General features: G+C 62.3%; 20 protein-coding genes, 1 tRNA gene and 1 pseudogene. 5 read left to right on the plus strand and 17 right to left on the minus strand.

Annotated elements, in window-relative coordinates:
- The first annotated feature begins 100 nt into the window (after positions 1–100).
- Complete coding sequence (gene truA, locus NLN62_RS20860; protein ID WP_027520807.1) at positions 101–838, plus strand: tRNA pseudouridine(38-40) synthase TruA; 738 nt, start codon at positions 101–103, stop codon at positions 836–838.
- Between the two features lie 197 nt (positions 839–1,035).
- Here the strand turns inward: truA and dapE are convergent, their stop codons facing one another.
- The 11 genes from dapE to rpmH form a co-directional block, all read right to left on the minus strand.
- Positions 1,036–2,202: a succinyl-diaminopimelate desuccinylase gene (dapE, locus tag NLN62_RS20865; protein ID WP_254110011.1), complete on the minus strand. Its 1,167-nt coding sequence runs from the start codon at positions 2,200–2,202 to the stop codon at positions 1,036–1,038.
- Positions 2,199–2,843 (minus strand): DUF805 domain-containing protein, encoded by a 645-nt coding sequence (locus NLN62_RS20870; RefSeq protein WP_254110012.1) that lies wholly within the window; start codon positions 2,841–2,843, stop codon positions 2,199–2,201. The genes dapE and NLN62_RS20870 overlap by 4 nt, the downstream gene beginning before the upstream one ends.
- Positions 2,844–3,062: 219 nt before the next feature.
- Positions 3,063–3,908: a 2,3,4,5-tetrahydropyridine-2,6-dicarboxylate N-succinyltransferase gene (gene dapD, locus NLN62_RS20875; RefSeq protein ID WP_254110013.1), complete on the minus strand. Its 846-nt coding sequence runs from the start codon at positions 3,906–3,908 to the stop codon at positions 3,063–3,065.
- Positions 3,909–4,123: 215 nt separating this feature from the next.
- Positions 4,124–4,813, minus strand: a complete 690-nt coding sequence (locus NLN62_RS20880; RefSeq protein ID WP_027520803.1) for a pyrimidine 5'-nucleotidase — start codon at positions 4,811–4,813, stop codon at positions 4,124–4,126.
- 87 nt (positions 4,814–4,900) lie between these two features.
- Entirely contained in the window at positions 4,901–5,887 is a 987-nt protein-coding gene (locus NLN62_RS20885; protein ID WP_027520802.1) for a DUF1036 domain-containing protein, read from the minus strand.
- Between the two features lie 68 nt (positions 5,888–5,955).
- Complete coding sequence (argB, locus tag NLN62_RS20890; protein ID WP_254110014.1) at positions 5,956–6,843, minus strand: acetylglutamate kinase; 888 nt, start codon at positions 6,841–6,843, stop codon at positions 5,956–5,958.
- Positions 6,844–7,048: 205 nt separating this feature from the next.
- Positions 7,049–7,414: a DUF423 domain-containing protein gene (locus tag NLN62_RS20895; RefSeq protein WP_027520800.1), complete on the minus strand. Its 366-nt coding sequence runs from the start codon at positions 7,412–7,414 to the stop codon at positions 7,049–7,051.
- Positions 7,414–8,064 (minus strand): ribosome biogenesis GTP-binding protein YihA/YsxC, encoded by a 651-nt coding sequence (gene yihA, locus NLN62_RS20900; RefSeq protein ID WP_027520799.1) that lies wholly within the window; start codon positions 8,062–8,064, stop codon positions 7,414–7,416. The genes NLN62_RS20895 and yihA overlap by 1 nt, the downstream gene beginning before the upstream one ends.
- Before the next feature lie 111 nt (positions 8,065–8,175).
- Positions 8,176–10,044, minus strand: coding sequence for a membrane protein insertase YidC (gene yidC, locus NLN62_RS20905; protein WP_254110015.1), 1,869 nt, complete (start codon positions 10,042–10,044; stop codon positions 8,176–8,178).
- A 16-nt stretch (positions 10,045–10,060) separates the two neighbouring features.
- A complete protein-coding gene (gene rnpA / locus NLN62_RS20910) occupies positions 10,061–10,438 on the minus strand; it encodes a ribonuclease P protein component (protein ID WP_027520797.1) in 378 nt (125 codons plus the stop codon).
- A 29-nt stretch (positions 10,439–10,467) separates the two neighbouring features.
- The gene (gene rpmH, locus NLN62_RS20915) at positions 10,468–10,602 is read right to left on the minus strand and encodes a 50S ribosomal protein L34 (protein ID WP_008542748.1); all 135 of its coding nucleotides are present in this window, start codon (positions 10,600–10,602) and stop codon (positions 10,468–10,470) included.
- Positions 10,603–10,952: 350 nt separating this feature from the next.
- On the opposite strand from rpmH, the gene NLN62_RS20920 reads away from it, so the two are divergent.
- The 3 genes from NLN62_RS20920 (at position 10,953) to NLN62_RS20930 (ending at position 14,408) form a co-directional block, all read left to right on the plus strand.
- Positions 10,953–12,479 (plus strand): ATP-binding protein, encoded by a 1,527-nt coding sequence (locus NLN62_RS20920; RefSeq protein WP_371933005.1) that lies wholly within the window; start codon positions 10,953–10,955, stop codon positions 12,477–12,479.
- Positions 12,480–12,817: 338 nt separating this feature from the next.
- A tRNA-Arg gene (locus NLN62_RS20925) sits at positions 12,818–12,894 on the plus strand.
- A gap of 119 nt (positions 12,895–13,013) precedes the next feature.
- The gene (locus NLN62_RS20930; protein ID WP_254110016.1) at positions 13,014–14,408 is read left to right on the plus strand and encodes a helix-turn-helix domain-containing protein; all 1,395 of its coding nucleotides are present in this window, start codon (positions 13,014–13,016) and stop codon (positions 14,406–14,408) included.
- On the opposite strand, the gene NLN62_RS20935 is transcribed toward NLN62_RS20930, so the two are convergent.
- The 6 genes and pseudogenes from NLN62_RS20935 to NLN62_RS20960 all read right to left on the minus strand — a co-directional run bounded on the left by NLN62_RS20935 (position 14,384) and on the right by NLN62_RS20960 (position 20,517).
- On the minus strand, positions 14,384–14,623 hold the full coding sequence (locus tag NLN62_RS20935) for a hypothetical protein (RefSeq protein WP_254110017.1): 240 nt from the start codon (positions 14,621–14,623) through the stop codon (positions 14,384–14,386). The genes NLN62_RS20930 and NLN62_RS20935 overlap by 25 nt on opposite strands.
- Positions 14,624–14,795: 172 nt before the next feature.
- Complete coding sequence (locus NLN62_RS20940; RefSeq protein ID WP_254110018.1) at positions 14,796–15,047, minus strand: hypothetical protein; 252 nt, start codon at positions 15,045–15,047, stop codon at positions 14,796–14,798.
- A 783-nt stretch (positions 15,048–15,830) separates the two neighbouring features.
- Positions 15,831–17,042, minus strand: a pseudogene (locus tag NLN62_RS20945) (response regulator); the annotation flags it as partial.
- A gap of 475 nt (positions 17,043–17,517) precedes the next feature.
- Positions 17,518–19,041: an ATPase domain-containing protein gene (locus NLN62_RS20950; protein ID WP_254110019.1), complete on the minus strand. Its 1,524-nt coding sequence runs from the start codon at positions 19,039–19,041 to the stop codon at positions 17,518–17,520.
- Positions 19,042–19,134: 93 nt separating this feature from the next.
- Complete coding sequence (locus NLN62_RS20955) at positions 19,135–19,524, minus strand: PRC-barrel domain-containing protein (protein ID WP_254110020.1); 390 nt, start codon at positions 19,522–19,524, stop codon at positions 19,135–19,137.
- Between the two features lie 135 nt (positions 19,525–19,659).
- Complete coding sequence (locus tag NLN62_RS20960; RefSeq protein ID WP_254110021.1) at positions 19,660–20,517, minus strand: hypothetical protein; 858 nt, start codon at positions 20,515–20,517, stop codon at positions 19,660–19,662.
- A 273-nt stretch (positions 20,518–20,790) separates the two neighbouring features.
- Between NLN62_RS20960 and NLN62_RS20965 the strand changes: the two genes are divergently transcribed.
- Positions 20,791–21,150: a CsbD family protein gene (locus tag NLN62_RS20965; RefSeq protein WP_254110022.1), complete on the plus strand. Its 360-nt coding sequence runs from the start codon at positions 20,791–20,793 to the stop codon at positions 21,148–21,150.
- Positions 21,151–21,266: the final 116 nt, after the last annotated feature.

The raw sequence follows: 21,266 nt of genomic DNA on the forward strand, positions 1-21,266 counted from the left end.
GGTCCCGTCTCCGCCAAGGCTCCGACGAGGCTCGCGAACTCGGCTCGCCGGAGCTTCAGCGAAGGCGGCAAGCCGGGCGATGACAGCGAAATTGGACAAGATGCCCCGCTACAAGCTCACCATCGAATATGACGGCGCGCCGTTCTGCGGCTGGCAGGTGCAGGCGACGCTACCCTCGGTGCAGGGCGCGCTCGAGACGGCCGTGAAGGCGATGTGCGGCACCGACGTGCGCGTGCATGGCGCGGGCCGCACCGACGCCGGCGTGCACGCGCTCGGCCAGGTCGCGCATGTCGATATCGAAAAGCCCTTTGCGCCGGATCGCCTTCGCGATGGCCTGAATGCGCATCTGCGTCCGCATCCGATCGCGGTGCTCGAAGCCGCGATCGTGCCGGAGACGTTCGAGGCACGCTTCTCGGCCATCAAGCGCCACTACCGCTATCGCATCATCAACACCCGCGCCAATCTCACGCTCGACGTCGGCCACGCCTGGCGCGTGCCGCGCCGGCTCGACACTGGTGCCATGCATGCGGCTGCGCAGCGCCTTATCGGCAAGCACGATTTCACGACCTTTCGCGATACCGAGTGCCAGGCCAAATCGCCGGAGAAGACGCTCGATCAGCTCGACGTCTTGCGCGACGGGCGCGAAGTGACAATTCTCACCTCGGCGCGCTCCTTCCTGCACAGCCAGGTCCGCTCGATGGTGGGTTCGCTGGTCTGGGTCGGCGAAGGCCGCTGGAGCGCCGATGATCTCTCCGCAGCACTCAAAGCCCGCAATCGCGCCGCCTGCGGCATCGTCGCCCCGCCGGAGGGGCTTTATCTGGTGAAGGTGGATTACTAAGCTACGAGCGACTGAGCAGAGCTCTCGCCACACTCTCCGGTGTCATGCCCCGCGGAGGCGGGGCATCCAGCACGCCGCGGCTTCTCCGTATTCGTCACTGTCTCTGGACTACTGGATCGTCCGCTTTCGCGGACGATGACGGCGGAGTGGGTGGCAACGGCGGAATGTGTGGCGGGCGCCAGGGTAGTCTCGGAGCCCTACGCAAAATACCGCGTCAAAATCCCCCGATACACCCTCGTCAGCTTTTCCAGATCCGCCACCGGCACGCGTTCGTCGACCTGGTGCATGGTCTGGCCGACCAGGCCGAACTCGATCACCGGGCAATAGCTGGAGATGAAGCGCGCATCCGAGGTGCCGCCTGACGTCGACAGCTCGGGCTTGCGGCCCGTCACCTCCTCGATTGCGGCGACCGCGAGATCGGTGAAGGGGCCGGGCTTGGTGACGAACACGTTGGAATTCGAGGGCTCCCAGATGATATGCGCGCGGATGCGGTTGCCGCAGGCTTTGGCCAGCCGCGTCTCGACGAGCTCGCGCAAGCTCGCCTGCGTGTGATTGTCGTTGTAGCGAATGTTGAACTTTGCGCGCGCCTGGCCGGGGATCACGTTGTAGGCGGTGTTGCCGACGTCGACTGAGGTGAATTCGAGGTTGGAGGCCTGGAACTGCGCGCTGCCATGATCGAGTGGCTCGTCGGAGATCGCCACGATCAGGCGGGAGATATCGGGCACCGGATTGGACGCGCGGTGCGGATAGGCAACGTGGCCCTGCCGTCCCTCGACATGGAGCGTGCCGGATTGCGAGCCGCGGCGGCCGACCTTGATGGTGTCGCCGAGTGTCTCGACATTGGAGGGCTCGCCGAGCACGCAATGATCGAACTTTTCGCCGCGCTCCGCGGCCCACTTCAAGAGTTTGATAGTGCCGTTGATCGAGACGTCTTCCTCGTCACCGGTGATCAGGAACGAGATCGAGCCCTTACCGTCCGCGTGCGGCTTGCCGCCATTGGCTGCGAGATGCTCCAACACCGCCGCGACGGAGCAGGCAATGCCGCCCTTCATGTCGACCGCGCCGCGGCCGTGCAGGATGCCGTCCTTCACTTCGCCGGAGAATGCACCGACGCTCCAGGCGCTCTCGTCGCCGGGCGGCACCACGTCGGTGTGGCCGGCAAAGGTGATGTGCGGGTCTTCGCTGCCGATCCTCGCGTAGAGGTTATCGACGTCGGCAAAGCCTGCTTCGGAGAAGGTCACGCGGTGGCAGGTGAAGCCTGCTGCGGTGAGCGCCTTTTCAAGCACCCCCAGCGCACCGGCATCGGCCGGGGTTACCGAAGGGCAGCGGATGAGGTCGCGGGCAATGGAGAGGGCATCGGTCATGCGCCCCGCTTAACATGCATGCCGCCGGGCGGGCTAGCGCTGGGCGGGACAAATTCGATCTCGTTCTGCTGGTCCCAGTTTTTCGCAGGGGCCGATGCGGCGCCGTCCTCGATTTCGGCCAGCGGATCTGGACCGAACCGGTTGCTGCCCGAGGTGCCGGGCACAATGAACATTTCGATCAACCCCCACAGCCACAGGATCGAAGCAGTGAGGCTGAACGGAAGCACCCAGTTGGAGTGAGGCAGCAGGTCCGAGAACTGACTGTAGAGGCCGGGGACGAGGAAGAACGCAACGATCCACCAGCCGCTCCTGTCGCGGTCGTGCAACCGCTTGATGGCCGTTGCCAGGAAAATCCATGAAAACAGCGCCAGGCCAAACGCCTTCAGGATCAGATCCGTGCGGTCAAAGGATGCCAGCGAGCGGTAGGCCCGAGGATCGACCAGTTTGAAGAGGTCGTCGAGGCCGAAGTCGAAATCGAGTTTTGAGGATAAGGTCAACGATCCCTTGGCGGTGAGGAGGTGGATCACCTGACCGATCATTCCGAGCAAGGCCGCCAGAACCGCGACGATCAGCAGCGCCTGCCACAGCAGAGCGCGGTTGATGCGGCCGTCGAAGCGGAAGAGGTACCAGGTCCAGTCCATGCGAAGGCTCCGGGCGGCGAAGGCCGCCCGGTGATTGGTCGCTTGATTGGATTGCTGGGTTCGACCCTGCCAATCCGTCATCCTGAGGCGCTCGCGTAGCGAGCCTTGAAGGATGAGCGGCCGAGATGTCGCCGGGATGCAGCCGGGCCGTCGCCCTTCGAGGGCCGCTTCGCGGCCACCCCAGGGTGACGGAGAAGGAATGGCGCTCGCGGTGCGAAGTTAGTCCCGCAGCAGCTCGTTGATGCTGGTCTTGGACCGCGTGCGCTCGTCGACGCGCTTGACGATGACGGCGCAGGCGGTGCTCGGGCCCGGTTGGCCGTTCTTCATCGGCTTGCCGGGCAGGGCGCCGGGCACCACCACGGAATATTCCGGCACTTCGCCGATGAAAACCTCGCCGGTCTCGCGGTCGACGATCTTGGTCGAGGCGCCCAGGAACACGCCCATCGCCAGCACCGCGCCCTTGCGCACGATGACGCCCTCGGCGACCTCGCTGCGTGCGCCGATGAAGCAGTCGTCCTCGACGATCACGGGCTCGGCCTGCAGCGGCTCGAGCACGCCGCCGATGCCGACGCCGCCGGAGATGTGCACGCGCTTGCCGATCTGCGCGCAGGAGCCGACCGTCGACCAGGTGTCGATCATGGTGGATTCATCGACATAGGCGCCGAGATTGACGAAGGACGGCATCAGCACGACGTTGCGCGCGATGAAAGCCGAGCGGCGCACGATCGCGCCGGGCACGGCACGGAAGCCGGCGTCGCGAAACCGGTTCTCGCCCCAGCCGTCGAACTTCGAGGGCACCTTGTCCCACCACGAGGCCTTGCCGGGACCGCCGGGAATGGCCGCCATGTCGTTGAGGCGGAAGGAGAGCAGCACGGCCTTCTTCAGCCACTGATTGACCTTCCACTTGCCGCTCGCCTCACGCTCGGCGACACGGGCCTCGCCCTTGTCCAGGATCTCCAGCGCATGATCCACGGCCTCGCGCACCTCGCCCCTGGTCGAGGTCGAGATGCCGTCACGCGCGTCGAAGGCGCCGTTGATGGTGGATTCGAGGGCTTGGAGGGACATCGGGATTTCCTCAAGGAGGGAATGATTTGTGACGGATTGGGGGGCTTTTTCGGGATTTGAGGGGACGGAGTCAAGCTTGGTTCGCCGTCCTCACCCGCGAAAGCGGGTGATCCAGTACGCCGCGGCGGTTGTGATGAATCGAGACAGCAGTGATTAGTGGATACCCCGCTTTCGCGGGGAAGACGCCTTATTGGGGCTTCACCGCCGCAACGGCCTCAACGCGACAGCCTCGCCAAAAACCCGGCCAGGTCATCCGTGACATGGTCGACATGGGCGGCGTCGCGGCCTTCCAGTTCCCAGTCCTCGCGGACCACTTCTTTCGTGCCGTCGGGCACCACCAGCACCGTGGTCATGCCGAGCTCGTGCGGAACGGTGAGGTTGCGGGCGAGGTCCTCGAACATCGCGGCCCGGGTCGGATCGACCGCATGATCGGAGAGGAATTTCTGGTAGGTCTGCCGCGCCGGCTTCGGCTCGAACTCGGCGGCGATGATATCGAACACCGCATCGAAATGTGTGGCGAGGCCAAGCCGCGACAGCACCGCATCGACGTGGTCGACCGAACCGTTGGTCAGGATCAGCTTGCGCCCCGGAAGTTTCGCGATGGCCTCGCCGAGCGCCGGATTCGGTTGCAGCGGCGAGTGATCGATCTTGTGCACATAGGCGAGGTAGTCGTCGGCGCGCACGCCGTGCAGGGTCATCATGCCGCGCATGGTGGTGCCGAAGCGGCGGTAATAGTCCTTCTGGATATTGCGCGCTTCCTCAGCCGTCACGTTCAGCCAGCTGCAAACGAACTCCCCGATCCGCGCATCAACCTGCTGCCACAGGTTGACGTGATGCGGATAGAGTGTGTTGTCGAGATCGAACACCCAGGTGTCGATATGGGTGAAGGGGCGGGGTGGGGTCATCAAAGCTCTCTCAAACTCGTCGTCCCGGGGCGCGCGAAGCGCGAGCCCGGGACAGCGGTAATTGTGTCGCGAGTCGCACACCAGCACTCACGGCATCGCAAAGCGCAGCGTCTTGCCGCCGCTGCTCATGTCGACGGCGCCAAAGCCGGCCGCCGCAAATCCCCGCGCGCCGCAATCGACCTGCTCGTTGGTCTCGAACTTGGTCTCGCGCGTGCAAAGCTGCTTCTCGCCGCCCCAGTTCAGCGGCTTGTCCTTCAGCTTGATGGTGCGGTTGTCGGCGTCGACGGCTTCCGCAAAGCTGAAAATCTGTTTCGGCTGGCCGGCGACGTCAGGGTGCAGGCACTTGCCGGGATCGATGCGGTACCAGCCGCGGCTCGTCACCGCCTTGCCGTCGTCGGTCGCGACCGCTGCCATCACCTTGTGCGGCGTGTCGTTGCACCAGGTGAGCCCGCTTGGTGACGGTGTCTGCACCGCGTCGACCATGGTCTTGAAGAAGTTCGGCGACTGCGTCACGTCGGATGGCAGCCCGCGGCTCTTCAGGAAAGCGGCGAGCGCTGATTGCGTCTTCGGTCCGTCGACGCCGTCGATCGCGCCGGCGTCATAGCCGGCGATCGCCAGCAGCCGCTGAATGCCGGCGAGCCGGGCCTGCTCGTCGTCATACTCCGAGTCCTCGGCGAGATAGGCGACGAGGTTGCCGTCGTCGCCCTGCGTCGGCGTCACCTGGGTGAAGGCGGCTTGCGTCTGTCCGCTGCGGCATTGGCGCGCGGCAGCGATGACAAAATTCTCCTGCGCGATGCACAGCATGTCGCTGCCATTCTGCGGGATCGGGGAGGCGCCATAGACGCCGAGCGCGCGCGCATGGAGCAGGATACGGTCGGCGGTCAGCGTGCCCTGCACCACCACGCGGCAGGTGGCCGGATCGATCCGGAACCAGCCGCGCGTCGCGGTCGCCGCCTTGTCGTCGATGCCGATCGCGGCTTCCACGACATAGGACATGCGGTTGCAGATCTTGAGGTCGGCGAGAGCCGGGGCGGCCGACGCGAAGAACGAGACGACCGCCGCCGGCAACGTCATCAGGAGGCGGGTCAGGGCGGTGCGGCGCCTTGGCCCGGCCATGACGGCTGCTCTCGTCGTCCCGTCCCTCACTTGTGGATCAGCGTTCCCGTGCCCTGGTTGGTGAAGAGCTCGAGCAGCACCGCGTGCTGCATCTTGCCGTCGATGATGACGACGCCCTGCACGCCCTGTTCGAGCGCGTAGATGCAGGTCTCGACCTTCGGGATCATGCCGCCGGAAATGGTGCCGTCGGCGATTAGTTTTCGCGCGTCCTTCACCGAGAGTTGCGGGATCAGCTTCTTCGACTTGTCGAGCACGCCCGGCACGTCAGTGAGCAGCAGCAGGCGCTTGGCCTTCAGCGCGCCAGCGACCGCACCGGCAAAGGTGTCGGCGTTGACGTTGAAGGTCTGGCCTTCCTTCGAGGTCGCCAGCGGCGCGAGCACCGGGATCAGCTCGTAGCCGATGAGCTGGTTGAGCAAAGTGAGATCGACTTTCTCCGGCTCGCCGACGAAGCCGAGATCGACCACCTTCTCGATGTTGGAGCCGGGATCGATCATGGTGCGCGTCGCCTTGGTGGCGGTCACCATGTTGCCGTCCTTGCCGCAGAGGCCGACGGCCTTGCCGCCGGCTTCATTGATGTAGCCGACGAGCTGCTTGTTGATGGAGCCGGCGAGCACCATCTCGACGATCTCGATGGTCGCCTTGTCGGTGATGCGCAGGCCCGCGGCAAACTCCGAGACGATGCCGAGGCGCTTGAGCATGGTCGCGATCTGCGGCCCGCCGCCATGCACGACCACCGGGTTGATCGCGGTCTGCTCGAGCAGGACGATGTCGCGGGCAAAATTCTTCGCGGTCTCCTCGTCGCCCATGGCATGGCCGCCATATTTGATGACGATGGTTTCCTCGTCGTACTGCTGCATGTGCGGCAGCGCTTCGGACAGGATGCGGGCCTGGTCGAGCGGAGAGATGTCGGTCATGGGGCGGATCTCGCTGGCGGGACTGTCGGGCCGCGTTCTATCCGATTGGCGGGCGAGGCGCAAAGCGTCATCCGCACCACTCTCGTGTCCCGGACGCGGTGCGGCACGCAGTGACGCGCCGCTGGGCCGGGACCCAGCGTCGGCATGGGCCCGGCTCAGCAGCGCACCGCTGAAGCGCTGCGCTGCGTCCGGGGCACGAGAGTTATCAACGCGGCACTACCGCTGCCACGCCCACCGCCAGCCAGCTCAAAATCATCAGCGTGCCGCCCGTCGGCGCGGCGTAGGGAAACAGCGAATGGCCGGCGTATTGGCGCAGCGTCAGGTCGCCGGCGAACAATGCGGCCGCAATCGCGAAGCCGAAGGCGGCGGTGAGGCCAATTCCGCCGTGCAGAAGGCCGCGCGCGAGCAGCGCCGTCGTCGCCAATATGGCAGTTGCGTGAAACAGCAGCATCGAGCTTGCCGTGGCGAGCCGGCTTGCCTCCGCGCCGTGGGCGCCAGCCGCTGCCAGCGCCATGCCGGCGGCGCCCATCAAACCGGCAAGCCCGATCAACAGGCGGAACGCTTGCGGCATCACGCCCGCTCTTCCAGCAGCCGTGCCATCGCGGCGCGCAAGCTCTCCATGCCGGTCGAGCTGCGCGAGGAGGTCGCGAGCACGTTCGGAAACGCCGCCGGGTGCTTTGCCAGCGCCGCTTCCGTTTCGGTGATACGGCTGGCAAGCTCCGAAGCCTTCACCTGATCGGCCTTGGTCAGCACGATCTGGTAGCTGACGGCCGAACGGTCGAGCGTCTTCAGGATTTCGAGATCGACATCCTTGAGGCCGTGCCGCGCGTCGATCAGCACATAGACGCGCGCCAGTGATGCGCGGCCGAGCAGGAATTTGTGGATCAGGTCGGTCCAGGATGCGACCTGCGTCTTCGGCGCCTTGGCATAGCCGTAGCCGGGCATGTCGACGAGCCGCAGGTCGGACTTTCCTGGGACTTCGAAGAAGATCAGCTCCTGCGTCCGCCCCGGCGTATGCGAGGTGCGCGCGAGATTGTTGCGGCCGGTCAGCGCGTTGATCAGGCTCGACTTGCCGACATTGGAGCGCCCGGCAAAGGCGATCTCCAGCCCCGCCATCGGTGGCAGCGTTTGAATCGAGGGCGACGCCCAGATGAACTGCCAGTCGCGCGCGAACAGCTTTCGCCCCGCTTCGATCAGCCTGTCGTCGGTTTCTGCGTTCATGCGAATGCCCGCTCGCTCCCCGCGTCATTGCGAGCGAAGCGAAGCAATCCAGACTTTCTCCGCGGAAACAGTCTGGATTGCTTCGTCGCTTCGCTCCTCGCAATGACGGCGTTAGGTCGCCTCAGTCACTTTTTTTTTGAACGAGCTGCGGATGTTGTCGAACAGCTCCACCTTCACGCCGTTGCGGCGCATGATGAAGCTTTGCTGGATCACCGAGAGCGTGTTGTTCCAGGCCCAGTAGATCACGAGGCCCGCGGGGAAGCCCGCCAGCATGAAGGTGAAGATCAGCGGCATCCAGTCGAAGATGATCTTCTGCGTCGGATCCGGCGGCGTCGGGTTCAGCTTCATCTGGAACCACATCGTGATGCCCATGATGATCGGCCAGATGCCGAGCGCGAGATAGTGGCCGAACACCGGGATCGTGGTCGGATCGAACGGGATCAGCCCGAACAGCGTGAACAAATTGGTCGGATCCGGCGCCGAGAGGTCCTTGATCCAGCCGTAGAAATGCGCGTGCCGCATCTCGATGGTGACGAACAGCACCTTGTAGAGCGAGAAGAACACGGGGATCTGGATTACCACGGGAAGACAGCCGGCGACCGGATTGATCTTCTCCTTGCGGTAGATCTCCATCATCTCCTGCTGCTGCTTCACCTTGTCGTCGGGATAGCGCTCGCGGAGCGCCTGAAGCTGCGGCTGGATCGACTTCATCTTCGCCATCGAGGCGTAGGACTTGTTCGCCAGCGGGAAGAACAGCAGCTTCACGATGACGGTCACGAGCAGGATCGAGATGCCGAAATTGCCGAAGAAGCGGTAGAAGAAGTCGAGGCCTAAGAACATCGGCTTGGTGATGAAGTAGAACCAGCCCCAGTCGATCAACAGATCGAAATGGTTCAGGCCGAGATCCTTGTTGTAGCCGCCGAGGCCTGCGAACGGGAACACGCCGACGACGCCGGCTTCCTTGGCGCCGGCGAACAGCCGCGCATTCGCCGTCGCGGTGCCGCCGATCGCGACGGTCACGGGATCGAGCAGATAGTCGGTCTGGTAGCTCCGGATATTGTTGGCGAGATCCGACGAAAAGCGCGCCTGGAGCTGCGCATTGGTGTCGGGCAACAGCGCCGAAGCCCAGTACTTGTCGGTGATGCCCAGCCAGCCGTCGGTGGCCTTGAAGTTCACCTGCTTGGCTTCGTCGATCTTCTTGTAGGCGTATTCCTGCAAGCCATGCTCGCCGAGATAGCCGATCAGGCCTTCATGCAGGATGTAGTAGCCGGAGACCTGCGGCGTGCCGTGGCGCGAGATCAGCGCGTAAGGATAGAGAGTGACCGGCGCATTGCCGACATTGCTCACCTCGTCCTTGATGGTGAAGAGATAGTGGTCGTCGACCGCGATGGTCCGGCGGAAGGTCAGGCCCTCGCCATTGTCATATTTCAGCACGACCGGCGTCGACGGCGTCAGGTTGCCCGAGCCGTCCTGCTGCCAGACCGTCGAGGCGTCCGGCAGCTTGGCCGAGACGCCCTGTCCCCGCACCCAGCCGAACTCGGCGTAATAAGGCTGCGCGGTGCCGGAGGGCGAATAGAGGATGATCGGCGGCGAGCTCGGGTCGACCGTCTCGCGGTACTGCACCAGCGCGAGGTCGTCGATGCGGCCGCCCTTCAGCGCGATGCTGCCGGCAAGGCGCGGGGTGTCGATCTTCACGCGCGGGCTGGCTGAAATCGCGGTGTCACGGGCAACGACCGGCTGGTTGCCGGAGGTAGGCGCGGCCGGTGCCGGCGTGGCGCCGGCCTGAGGCGCGGTCGTCGCGGTTCCGGATTGGGGCGAGGCGGTCGGGCTCGGCTGCGGCGCGTTCTTCTGAAGCTCGGCCTGCGCCTGCTGCTGCGCCCGCTGCTTCTCCATCTGCGGCACGTTGTAGAAATACTGCCACGCGATCAGCACCAGGCCGGACAGAATGACGGCGAGGATGGTGTTGCGGTTGTCGGTCATCTCTGGATTCTCGTCATCAGTCCGGTTTGCGGTCCGCAGGTAAGGGCTTCTGCCCGCGTCCCTTCGTCGCCGGCCGCTGCGATTGGGCGAACGCTGCACGGAGGTCGTCGAGCATGACCGCGAATTCGCGCGTGAGCGCGTCCCTGCGGCCGACTAGCACATAATCATGGTGGGGGTGCATCGACAGCGGGTCGCAGCACTTCACCAGTTCGCGAAGTCTGCGCCGGATGCGATTGCGCTCGGTAGCGGTGCCGTTTTTCTTGGTAACGGTAAAGCCGACCCGGATCGGGCCGGCGTCATCGCGGCGACGGCTTTGCAGGACGAACGCGGGCCTGTTCACCCGCGCGCCATTGGCAACGGCGAGGAAATCCGCCCGCTGCCTCAGCCGATCCATGATGAAATCCCAAAAAGGGCCAGTCCGGCTCAGGCGCTCAGACGCTTGCGGCCGCGGGCGCGGCGGGCGGCGAGGACCTTGCGGCCGCCGGCGGTGGCGAGGCGAGCACGGAAGCCGTGACGGCGCTTGCGCACCAGTTTGCTGGGTTGATAAGTCCGCTTCACGGGTTGTTCTCCGCTGACCGGGCAATTTGCCTTTGGAATTGATGGATACGTCCGAAAGATGCGGCCCAAAACGGGCCCTTTCCGGCCCCAAAAGAGCCGCTCCCGGTGTCACACCGGGTCATCGCGGACAATTCGGCGCGGCTTATAAGGGAGCGTCCCGTTTTCGTCAACGCCGCGGGGCGGGTCCAATTGGCGAATATCGCTGTTTCCGCGGGGTTTTTCCCAGTGGAGGTAGCGACTCGCCGTTTCCGCGCCTACATCCTACCTTGGCAGATTAGCGATCCGTAATTTGACCGGCAGGTGCTACGGGTCGCATCCTCCACAAGTCGAGGCCAACGAAGGCGAAATTCGTGTCAGCGACAGACCTTCAGCGCGCCCAAAGGGGCCTGGAGCCGCAGGACCTGGAGCCCCAAGACCCGGGGTCGCCGGCGGCGGTGCGGCCGCGCGCCCCGCGCCGGCTCGGCCTGTCCGGCAAGCTGCTGCTGCTGACCGTCCCCCTGGTGATGATCGCAGCGAGCATGCTCTACGTGCCCGCGATCGCCAACTTCTGGGTCAACCGGCTGAACGACCGCGTCGCCGCGGCGAACACCGCGGCCCTGGTGCTCGACGCTGCGCCGCTCGGCATGGTCCCGGACTCGCTGTCGCGGCAGATCCTCAAGAGCATCAACGCGCGCGCCGTCGCCATCAAGATGGGCCAACAGCGCCGCCTGCTCGCCAGCGCCGATCTGCCGGCCGCGATCGAGCACGACATCGACCTGCGCGAGATGACGGCGTGGCAAGCGATCACCGGCTCGTTCCAGATGATGCTGGAGACCGGCAACCAGGCCATCCGCATCGTCGGCCCGGCGAGCGGCAATGCGCAGTTCATCGAGGTCGTCACCGACGAATTGCCGCTGCGGCAGGCGATGTACCGCTTCTCCCGCAACGTCGTGGTGGTCGCGCTGTTCATCGCGGTGCTGACCGCGGGCCTCGTTTATCTCGCGCTCCATTATCTGTTCGTGCGGCCGATGCGGCGGCTGACCGCGAGCCTGGTCGGCTTCCATGAAAATCCCGAGAGTTCGGCGGGAATCATCGTGCCGAGCCAGCGCGGTGACGAGATCGGGGTGGCCGAGCGCGAGCTGTCGGACATGCAGCGCGACCTGATGTCGATGCTGCATCAGAAGAGCCGGCTCGCAGCCCTTGGTCTTGCCGTCTCCAAGATCAACCACGATTTGCGCAATCTGCTGGCCTCGGCGCAGCTGCTGTCCGACCAGCTTGCCAGCGTGCCCGATCCGCGGGTGCAGCGCTTTGCGCCAAAGCTCGTGCGCTCGCTCGAGCGCGCCATCGCGTTCTGCCAGTCGACCCTGTCCTACGGCCGCGCCCAGGAGGCCGCGCCTGATCGCCGGCTGATCCTGATCGAGCCGGTGGTCGTAGAGGTGCGCGAGACCGCGGGCCTCGCCTCCGATGCCTCGATCACCTGGGTTGCCGCGATCGAGCGCGGGCTGTCGATCGATGCCGACCCCGACCAGCTGTTCCGCGTGCTGCTCAACCTCGTCCGCAACGCGGCGCAGGCGTTGGAAGCCCACGCCGCGAGCGCGACCGGCCCGCAGCAGATCCGGATCACGGGCAAGCGCGAGGGCGCGGTCGCGATCCTGGAGGTTTCCGATACCGGCCCCGGCGTGCCGCAAAAGACCCGGGAGCACCTGTTCGAGGCGTTCCAGACCTCGGGCCGCCCAGGCGGCAGCGGGCTCGGGCTGGCGATCGCCGCCGAGCTCATCCGTGCTCATGGCGGCGACATCCACCTCGTCGAGGGCACCATCGGCGCCACCTTCCGGATCGTGATCCCCGACCGCCCCGTGGAACTCCTCTCCATCCGCAACGAGCGGGCGAGGGCGTAGGGTCGGCCAGAGGCCGACCGCGCCTGCGATTCCGGACGCTGTTCCCACAATTCGTCATTCCGGGATGGCCCCGCCGGGTCCGGCCTTCGGCCGGCCCGATGGCAGGCTCCGGGCCAGGCCCGGAATCCATAACCCCGACCGGTGGTTATGGATTCCGGGCTCGCCTCTTCGAGGCGCACCGGAATGACGGCTGAAAAGGCGGAAATGCCCCAAATACGGCCTATCCAGACCTTGCCAACCGGGACAAGAGCGGTTAGTCAGAGCGCTCTTTCGCACCCCCTCCGGCTCTGTCCGGAGGCTGCGTGTGGGCCTGGCCCGCATAGCTGTTTGCGAAACACGCGCCCGTAGCTCAGCTGGATAGAGCATCAGACTACGAATCTGAGGGTCGGACGTTCGAATCGTTCCGGGCGCGCCATCTATCTCATTCATATATCGTCGATTTCCACGGCGACCTTAAATGTCCCCAGACTAAAATTTGCGTTTAGTCTGGGATTTAGTCTGGGGAGATTTCTTGAAGATAACCAGCATCTGACCATGGCCAACTCCGATCTGTCGGCACTGATCGCCTCCAAGAGCGAAGCCCTCGAAGTCGAATACAAATCGTGGATCGACCCATCCGATAGCGTCGTCGGAGCGCAGCTCGCCAGGCATTTCGCCGCGCTGTCCAATCACGGCGGTGGCTTTCTGATTTTCGGCGTGGACGACACCACCAAGCTTCCGCAGGGCGCGAGCAACTTGGATCCCAAGCTGTTCGGAGAGGACGCAATGTCGGCCATCGTGAAGCGCTATCTCGACCCGAGGTTTCAGTGCCGCGTCGAATGGGCAGAAGTCGAAGGCGTCGCCTATCCGGTCGTGATCGTGCCCTCTCATGGAGCAAGACCGGTCATAGCCATCGCCGACGGACCGCCGGACCAGAGGGGGCGCCCAATCGGAATCCGTGAAGGCACGCTCTATATCCGATCGGCCGGTCCTGAGAGCATTGCCATCCGGCGTCCGGACGATTGGACCGCGATCTTGGAGCGATGCTTGAAGCATCGAGCCGATATTCTTGCCAGCATCATGCGGCAAGCGATGGGTTCCTCCTCAAAGCCGTCGCTGTCTGCAACTGAATTGCTGAAACAGGCTTGCGCGGCGACCGCGGCGTCTTTCAAAGCGCAAATCGAAGAATTGGTCCCACTGGTCGATGCCCAGAATCAGGCGCGCATTCGCGACGCGGGAGGTAACTTCGCTGTGCTTGGCTATGCGCTGGTCGGCGAGGACGGAGAGCTTCTCCGTCTCGACGACCTTCGCGCCGTGAATACGCGCGCCGATGTCGGCATGCACCAATACGCTTATGCAGGCTGGAACTCGTTTCTGCCCTTGCACGTGCCCGAGCGGGCCCCTCAGGTGCGAAGCGAGAGCCTGCTCGGCGAGGATCGGTTCTTTCTTGAGGGCATGCGCCTTCCAAATACCGGCGTTTTGTCGGCGGCATTGGACTACTGGCGCATGTACGAAGACGGCATCTGCTGTTTTGCGGAGAGTTACCGCGACGACCATGCCGGACGTTCGGAGCGCCTCGGGATCGGGCTGTCCATGATGAAGCTCCATTCCATTTTGGCGCACGCCCGGCTCGTCGGGCAGGAGATGCCGAGGGTTGTCAAGGTTATCGTGCATATGGAATGGAAGGGCCTCGCGCAGCGCTATATGATGTGGGATCGGGACATGATCGCAAGCCCGCAAAGGATCGCCGACGACCGCTTCGCAAGGATGATTACGCTGGATTGGGCCGAGATCCGCGACGACTACTTCCAGGCTCTCAGGAAAATCAGTTTGCCCTTCTTCAATTTGGTACCAGTCAACGGAACGACCGATTCCGGCGCATGGTTCACACGAAACCGGATCCAGCAGATGTTCGCCAACTTCCATCAGCGCTTTCGTTTATTTGATTGAGCCTTCCGCGCCAACAATCCCCGTGTGTTCGAATCGTTTTGGGCGCGCCATTTCGGTACAAAACTGGGCAGGCCAAAACCTGCCGTTTTTGCGCTTGAAGCCGCGACCAGCGTGCGCAGAAGCGCGCTTTTCGATCCCATGATGCGCAGTTCTTTCTGATCGACTTCGACCCGTTGGGCGCGCGCGGAGGTGATCGAGGCGGTAGCCTCCGCCACCGGTCCGCATCCGCGGCGGTCCTGGCAAACGTCTTGAGAGCCCGCCTTGTGACGCTCAGCCCCGCGGGATCAAAAATTTGGGTGCGCCACGATCCGCCCGCCGAATTCGCATAGCCTGGCGATAAGCGCAGAGTTCACAAAGGTAGGCCCATCATGGCGGGCCATGGCGGCCTCACTTCGATGTCAGTCTATATACATCACCGGGCTTGAGGTTGAGCCCTTCAAGAGTTCTCTGCTGCTCTTCCGTGAGATTTTGCACTACAAGCTCCGCCGTCCACCCTTCCGGGACCGCTGCGAGCACCACCGTCAACGCCTGGCTTGGTTTAGCCAACGCAATCCAAAGCTGCTTTTTAGGTTCGCTCGGTGACAAATCGTCTGCGGTCACTTCAACGATCGTAAACGAGCTACCGAACGATTCTGCCATAACCACTAATCCGACCACGGTCAGCGGGTTTCATTCGGCCATTCTAGTCAGAGTCGGAATGCGGGTGGCGAAGGGGACCGACGATCAACCGATATGTCGGCACCCAAGCGGTGTTCCAAGACTCCATGGTCGCGCCACAAACGGCGCACTCGAAGCTGGCGATCTGGCGATTTGCGGCCATGGCCTCGGTGCGGCTGTAGACAGCGCCACATCTGCAGGAACGGTGATGCATCTCCTTCATGCCGACCTATATCGCTCGGCCAGCTGATTTGGCCAGATTCAAATGAGACCACTATCCTCAATCTGCGACTTTAATCCGGGCGAGCACAGCCAGTCGCTCATGTGCGAGCCTGTTTCGCACAGGCGGGTTTGCGGATCATTTCATTGCGGGCAATGCCAGATGGAAGTGATTTCGCTTCTTCGCGAAGGCGCTTCGCCTCTGGGCAAGTCGATCTTCGAGGGACTTGATCTGGTTGAACGGCGACGCCGCATGCACACAACCTCGTTCTTACGGGTCCTAACGGTTGGGTTTGAATTCCGATGGCTAATTTATCGTCGATCAGGGGTTACCCAAGGTAAGCTCGATCTGGATATCGGGCGCGGCCTTCGGTTCCTTGGCCCGAGAGGTTGTTGTCCATGCGCTCATGCGCGCAGTCTGCCGCGGACAAAGTAACGGCCGTCCGGCGTCGCCGGATGCTTCCTATGAGTCGACTTTCGCTGCGCAGTTGGCCCATGCCGAAGCAAACGCACGAGCGGGCCGCGACGCCGCCCATAGGTCGGAGTTCAACTTTTAACCAACTCACGAATCTTGATTGCAAGGCGCTCGACCTCAAACGGCTTGGCTAAAACATGCATCCCCTTTTCGAGGTGGCCGTTCCCCATCAACGCGTTCTCAGCATAGCCGGTAATGAAGAGCACCCTCAAGTCCGGCCGCAGTGTTCGGGCCGCATCGGCGACCTGGCGCCCGTTCATGCCCCCTGGAAGACCGACGTCGGTGATCAGCAGGTCGATTCGCGTGGCCGATTGCAAAACCCGTAATCCCGCGGGGCCATCCGAAGCCTCCAGGACCGAGTAGCCGGTGTCAGACAGAACGTCGGTGATCAGCATTCGAATTGACGGTTCGTCATCGATCACCAAGACGACCTCGCCGTCTCCAAGCGACTCGCTTGCTTCCGGAAAGTCGGCGGCATCGTTGAAGTTGGGATCGTCGTCATGGCGCGGAAGGTAAAGGCACATGGTGGTACCCTTACCGACCTCTGAGTAGATGCGGATTTGGCCGCCTGACTGACGGGCAAACCCGTAGATCATGGAGAGGCCCAGGCCCGTGCCTTGGCCCAGTGGCTTGGTCGTAAAAAACGGGTCAAATGCGTGAGCAGCCACGTCAGCTTCCATACCTGTCCCGGTGTCGGTTACGCACAATGAAATATACTGGCCCGGCGCAATATCGAGATCCCGCGCCCCGCGCGCATCCAACCACCTGTTTGCGGTCTCGATAGTCAAGCGCCCTCCCTGTGGCATGGCGTCCCGCGCGTTGAGGCACAGGTTCAGCAAGGCGTTCTCGAGCTGGTTGGAGTCGACAAGCGTAGACCAAAGCCCACCCGCACCTACTACCTCAACGTGGATGCTTGGGCCAACCGTGCGACGTATCAGTTCCTCCATGCCGGTGACGAGCCGATTGACGTTCGTCGGTTTCGATTCAAGTGCCTGGCGTCGTGAGAATGCGAGCAGCCGGTGTGTAAGTGCAGCCGCCCTTTTCACGGCTTCCTGCGCTGTCGTGATGTAGCGGTCAACAGAGTCTGCCTTTCCCTGAGACAGTCGCGCTCTCGTCAATTCGAGACTGCCGCTGATGCCTGTCAGCAAATTGTTGAAGTCATGGGCGAGACCGCCCGTCAGCTGACCAACGGCTTCCATCTTTTGTGACTGACGCAGCGACGCTTCCACGCGTTCGCGCTCAGTCATCTGGCTCTTCAAATCTTCGTTGGCCTTTTCCAATTCCTGGGTCCGCTCTGCTACCAGAGCTTCGAGGCGTTCCGCCGCTTGTTCTTGCATCTCTATCAGCGCCTTGACCTCGTACTGACGGCGACGGGCGCGAAGTGCGACCCGCATCGCGCTCGTCAACGTTATCGCTTGGAGAGGCCGCTCCAGCATGGAAGCATTTTGGAGCTTGTTGGCGAGCGTTTGACGCCAAATGTTGACGCTCGGATGATCAAGGTGACTTGTCAGAACAACGAATGGGAAATCAGACCACGGGGGCTGCTGGGCAATCCAATCCTGAAGTGCCGTTAGATCTTCATTGAACAATGCTTCCTCGGCAACAAAGGCAGCGCCCGCTCCGGCAGAAAGACCGGCGAGTAGTCCGACCAGATCGTCGGCGACATGTGCTGTCAAGCCGGCATTTCGCAACAGATCGGCGGATGCCGAGGCATCGCGGCCGATTGGGGCAAGGATCATTACTCGGAAGGCGAGAGCTTCATGCTCCATGTTTCTCTGCGCCCAGAAGTGGCTTGCTGTCGCCCGTGTAGCGCGGTGTTCCCGCGAACACGCCGCTGAATCCCGTAAGAGGCGGACCGATCTGGATTCCCGTTGGGGTCAGCTGAAACTCGCGGATGGTGCGTTCATGGTTTCCGCTCCGCTTTTTCACCACCGAAAGCGCCCGCCGTACTGTCCCGTCAAACTCGAAATAACGCAGCATCACTACCGCGTCGCTCAAATAGCTGATATCGAGCGGCGTATCCATCGGGCCGACCAAGCCGTGCTGGGCTAGAACGAGTATCGTGAGAACTCCCTGCTGGCCGAGATAGCTCAGGAGTTCATGCATTTGAAGGACGAGGAAGCGCCCGTCGGGCATTGCGTTCAGATAACCGTTAAGGCTGTCAATGACGACGACACGGGCCTTATCGACTTCAACGCTATGTCGAACATTGGCAGCGAACTCACCCGGTGAAAGTTCTGCAGGATCGATCTGCTGTAATCGAAGATGGCCCGAATCCAATGCGGCCTGCAGTCCAAGCCCCAACGTCTTGGCTCGAGCTTCGAGGGTGCCTCGCCCTTCGTCGAAGGCATAGTAGACTACACCCTCGCCGCGCTCGGCCGCCGCTATCGCATACGTCAAGGCCAACGAAGATTTTCCCACTCCAGCGCCGCCGATAAGCAGAGCATTGGTCCCACGCTCCAATCCACCCCCGAGCAGCTTGTCGAGTTCGGCATTGCCGCTCGGGGCAAAACCAGCGTCAAATCGAGTGTGATGCTCAGCCGCAACCAGCCGAGGGAATATGTTCAAACCGCCTTTGGCGATGGCGAAATCATGAAAGCCTCCTCGGAACTCAATGCCGCGCATTTTGACGACATTAAGCCGCCTTCGTTGCGCACCGTAATCGATCGCAAGTTGTTCGAGGAGAATGACGCCGTGAGCAATTGAATGGAGTTGGAGGTCGGTATCACGAGATGTAAGGTCGTCCAAAAGGACAACGGTACAGTGCCGCTTCGCGAAGAAGTGCTTGAGAGCCAGTACCTGACGGCGATACCTGAGGGAATTCTGCGCGAGAAGACGGAGCTCCGATAAGCTATCGATGACGATCCGGGTAGGATTGAGCTGCGCAATCTTCTCAAAAACCAGTTTCGTCGTCTCGCTGAGCTCAATCTCCGCCGGATGCAGAACCGTAAGTTCGCGCTCGGGATCTAGCGTAGTTTCCGGAGGAACGAGCTCAAAGATATCGACGTCGTCGAGAGACCATCCATGCCGTTTGGCAACAAGCCGAAGTTCGGCCTCCGATTCCGACAGGGCGATATAGAGAACTCGCTCCCCCTGACGGACGCCTTCGATAAGAAACTGAAGTGCCAGCGTCGTCTTGCCAGTGCCCGGCCGACCCTCGTACAGGTACATCCTCTCAGCATCAAATCCGCCGCAAAGAATATCGTCGAGGCCTGCGCTACCGGTCGATATACGCGCGGGGTCGGCTTCGGTGCCTTGCACAATGTTACTTGGCTTGTCCATGGCCGGCCGTCCAGGAGGACCCTTCGGGGCTAATTTGATGCCACGCGAAACACGCTGCTGCTTTGCAGTGTGTTTCGCGCGGGGCTAAGTTCGTTACTTCTTTTCAGGAACCCAGGTCGTACTCGCCTTGTCGTAGGTGAAGCCGTGCGCATTCTTGAGATCGTCTTTGGTCTCATCCAGCGTCAGCCACCACTTGTCATTTCGCTTAGACATCTTGATTGCTGAGTACGGTACGATCACGTCCTTCTCGCCTGCGCCAAGAAAGCCGCCAACGCCGATCACCAAGCCGGTAACTTTGCCGGACTTGTCGACGAGAACGTCATCGATATCGCCGATCTTGGACTCTTTTGGATCATAGACGGCCTGCTTGTAGTAGTTTGTGACCGTCCAACTTTCTGTCGGCGCCGTCGTCATGGTGGTGGCTGCATAGGCGCCAGAGACAAGGGCCGCGCATAGCGCAATTCCCGCAAGAAGTTTCTTCATTTCAGTTTCCTCCGTCTGAGTTGCCGCTTCGACTAGTGATGCAGCAGCATGATCAAAATGATCAGGGGGATCGGTATTCCGAGTAACCAGAGAAGGATTGGCATTTGGATTCTCCCTTATTTTGAAAGTCACCGCTTAGATCTGTCGCGCAGGCGCCGCTTGACGGATGGTCGTTTTCCCCCAGGTGCCGTCGCGCAAACCACCGCCTTCCAATGCTGCCAACGCCGCACAAAATGCGCCAACGAACAACGACAGCGTTAGCCAAATAGCTGTCTGCATTGCCGTCTTGCGGGCATTATCCAGATCCGTTTTGGCTTGGGTCACCACGTCGTTGACGCGCTTTTCAGCATCGCTCTGGCTCAGGCCGGTCCGCGACGAGACGACCTTCACGAGATAGGCACGGTCGGCAGCGTTGACGTCATTGCCACCGCGGAAGCTGGTTGTAAAAAGCCTAGCGATTTCGCCGCGCGTCTCTGAAAGCTGTTGCTGATCGGCGCGGTTGTCCGAACGCAGAAGCATATCGGCGTAGCTATCCACCGGAGACGCTTGGACCGAGGTAGCCGCCACCTGCGACGCACCGGATAAAGCACTCCCGATCAGGGTGCTTGCAGGAGAAGCGAGCAACACTGCACCCACAACCGACGCTACCGCCCACGCCAAAAAACCGTGAGCTGTATCGCGAAACTGGACTTCGGTGGTGTGAATGCCCGTCCACTTGGTACGGAGGCGGCCGGCTAGGTAGCCTCCGACCGCAGACGAAATCATCGCCATAACGATGAAGTATAGCCCCGTGCCTATTTCGAACGTTGATGAAGAAACGCCTCGACCGCCCCAGGGGGAAACGACTGCAAAGCCCATCCCCGCACCAAAGGACAAAAGAAGCAGGGTCAACGCGCAGGAGGCCGCAGCGCCTGCTATAACCGCCGCCCAACTTACTCCTGAAGTCGTGGGCTCTATTCGTTCAGTCGAAACTGCTCCGGTGCTTTGCTCCATGTAGTCCTCCAGCTTTTCCTGCCCACAAAATGCGCGGCTGGAACAAATGGTTCCGAAAAGCCTGAGTTTTTCTCGTGGCTCGAGGAGATCAGCACCTGCGGGGGTATCGGCCTGGCACGAGCGCGGGGTCTTGACGCATGGCTGTCATCAAGGTCCTTCGCCAACATGTTTATCCTTGGGGCGCGGCGACCAGTGTTCACGCTGATATAGGAACCAACGCCGGAAGCTCTTGGTTAGTTTGCAAGCCCGAGTGGAGCCTGGAAGCTTGACGTCGTGGACGAGGATCGGATTGCGGGAACGGCCAAGGATGTGACCGGTAAACTTGAGCGTACGGTCGGCGACATGGCTGGAGATGCTGACGCCACGGCAGCAGGCAGCGTCCGGCAGGCGGCGGGCAAAGTGGAAGATCTATACGGCCAGGCCAAAGAAGCAGCACGTGACGCTACCGACAGCGCGGCAAGCTACGCCAAGCAGGTTTATCGCCAAAGTAGCGATGGCTCAGAGGCCGTTGCGAAGTTCGTGCAAAACAATCCGCTTGGATCGCTGCTGATCGCAGGCGGCGTCGGGTTCGCACTGGCGCTATTGCTGAGACAGCCTGCACCCCGGCAGCGTCGCGGGCGGTATTACGATTGAGCAAAGGGTCTCCACTAACCCGGAGCGGCTACTGAAGGAAACGGCGATGAGTTCAACAGAATTGCCACGCAATATAGTCGACCGCTTTGAGCGTCGCTGGGCGAAAAAAATGGAAC

Source organism: Bradyrhizobium sp. CCGUVB23 (assembly GCF_024199885.1).
GTDB lineage: Bacteria > Pseudomonadota > Alphaproteobacteria > Rhizobiales > Xanthobacteraceae > Bradyrhizobium.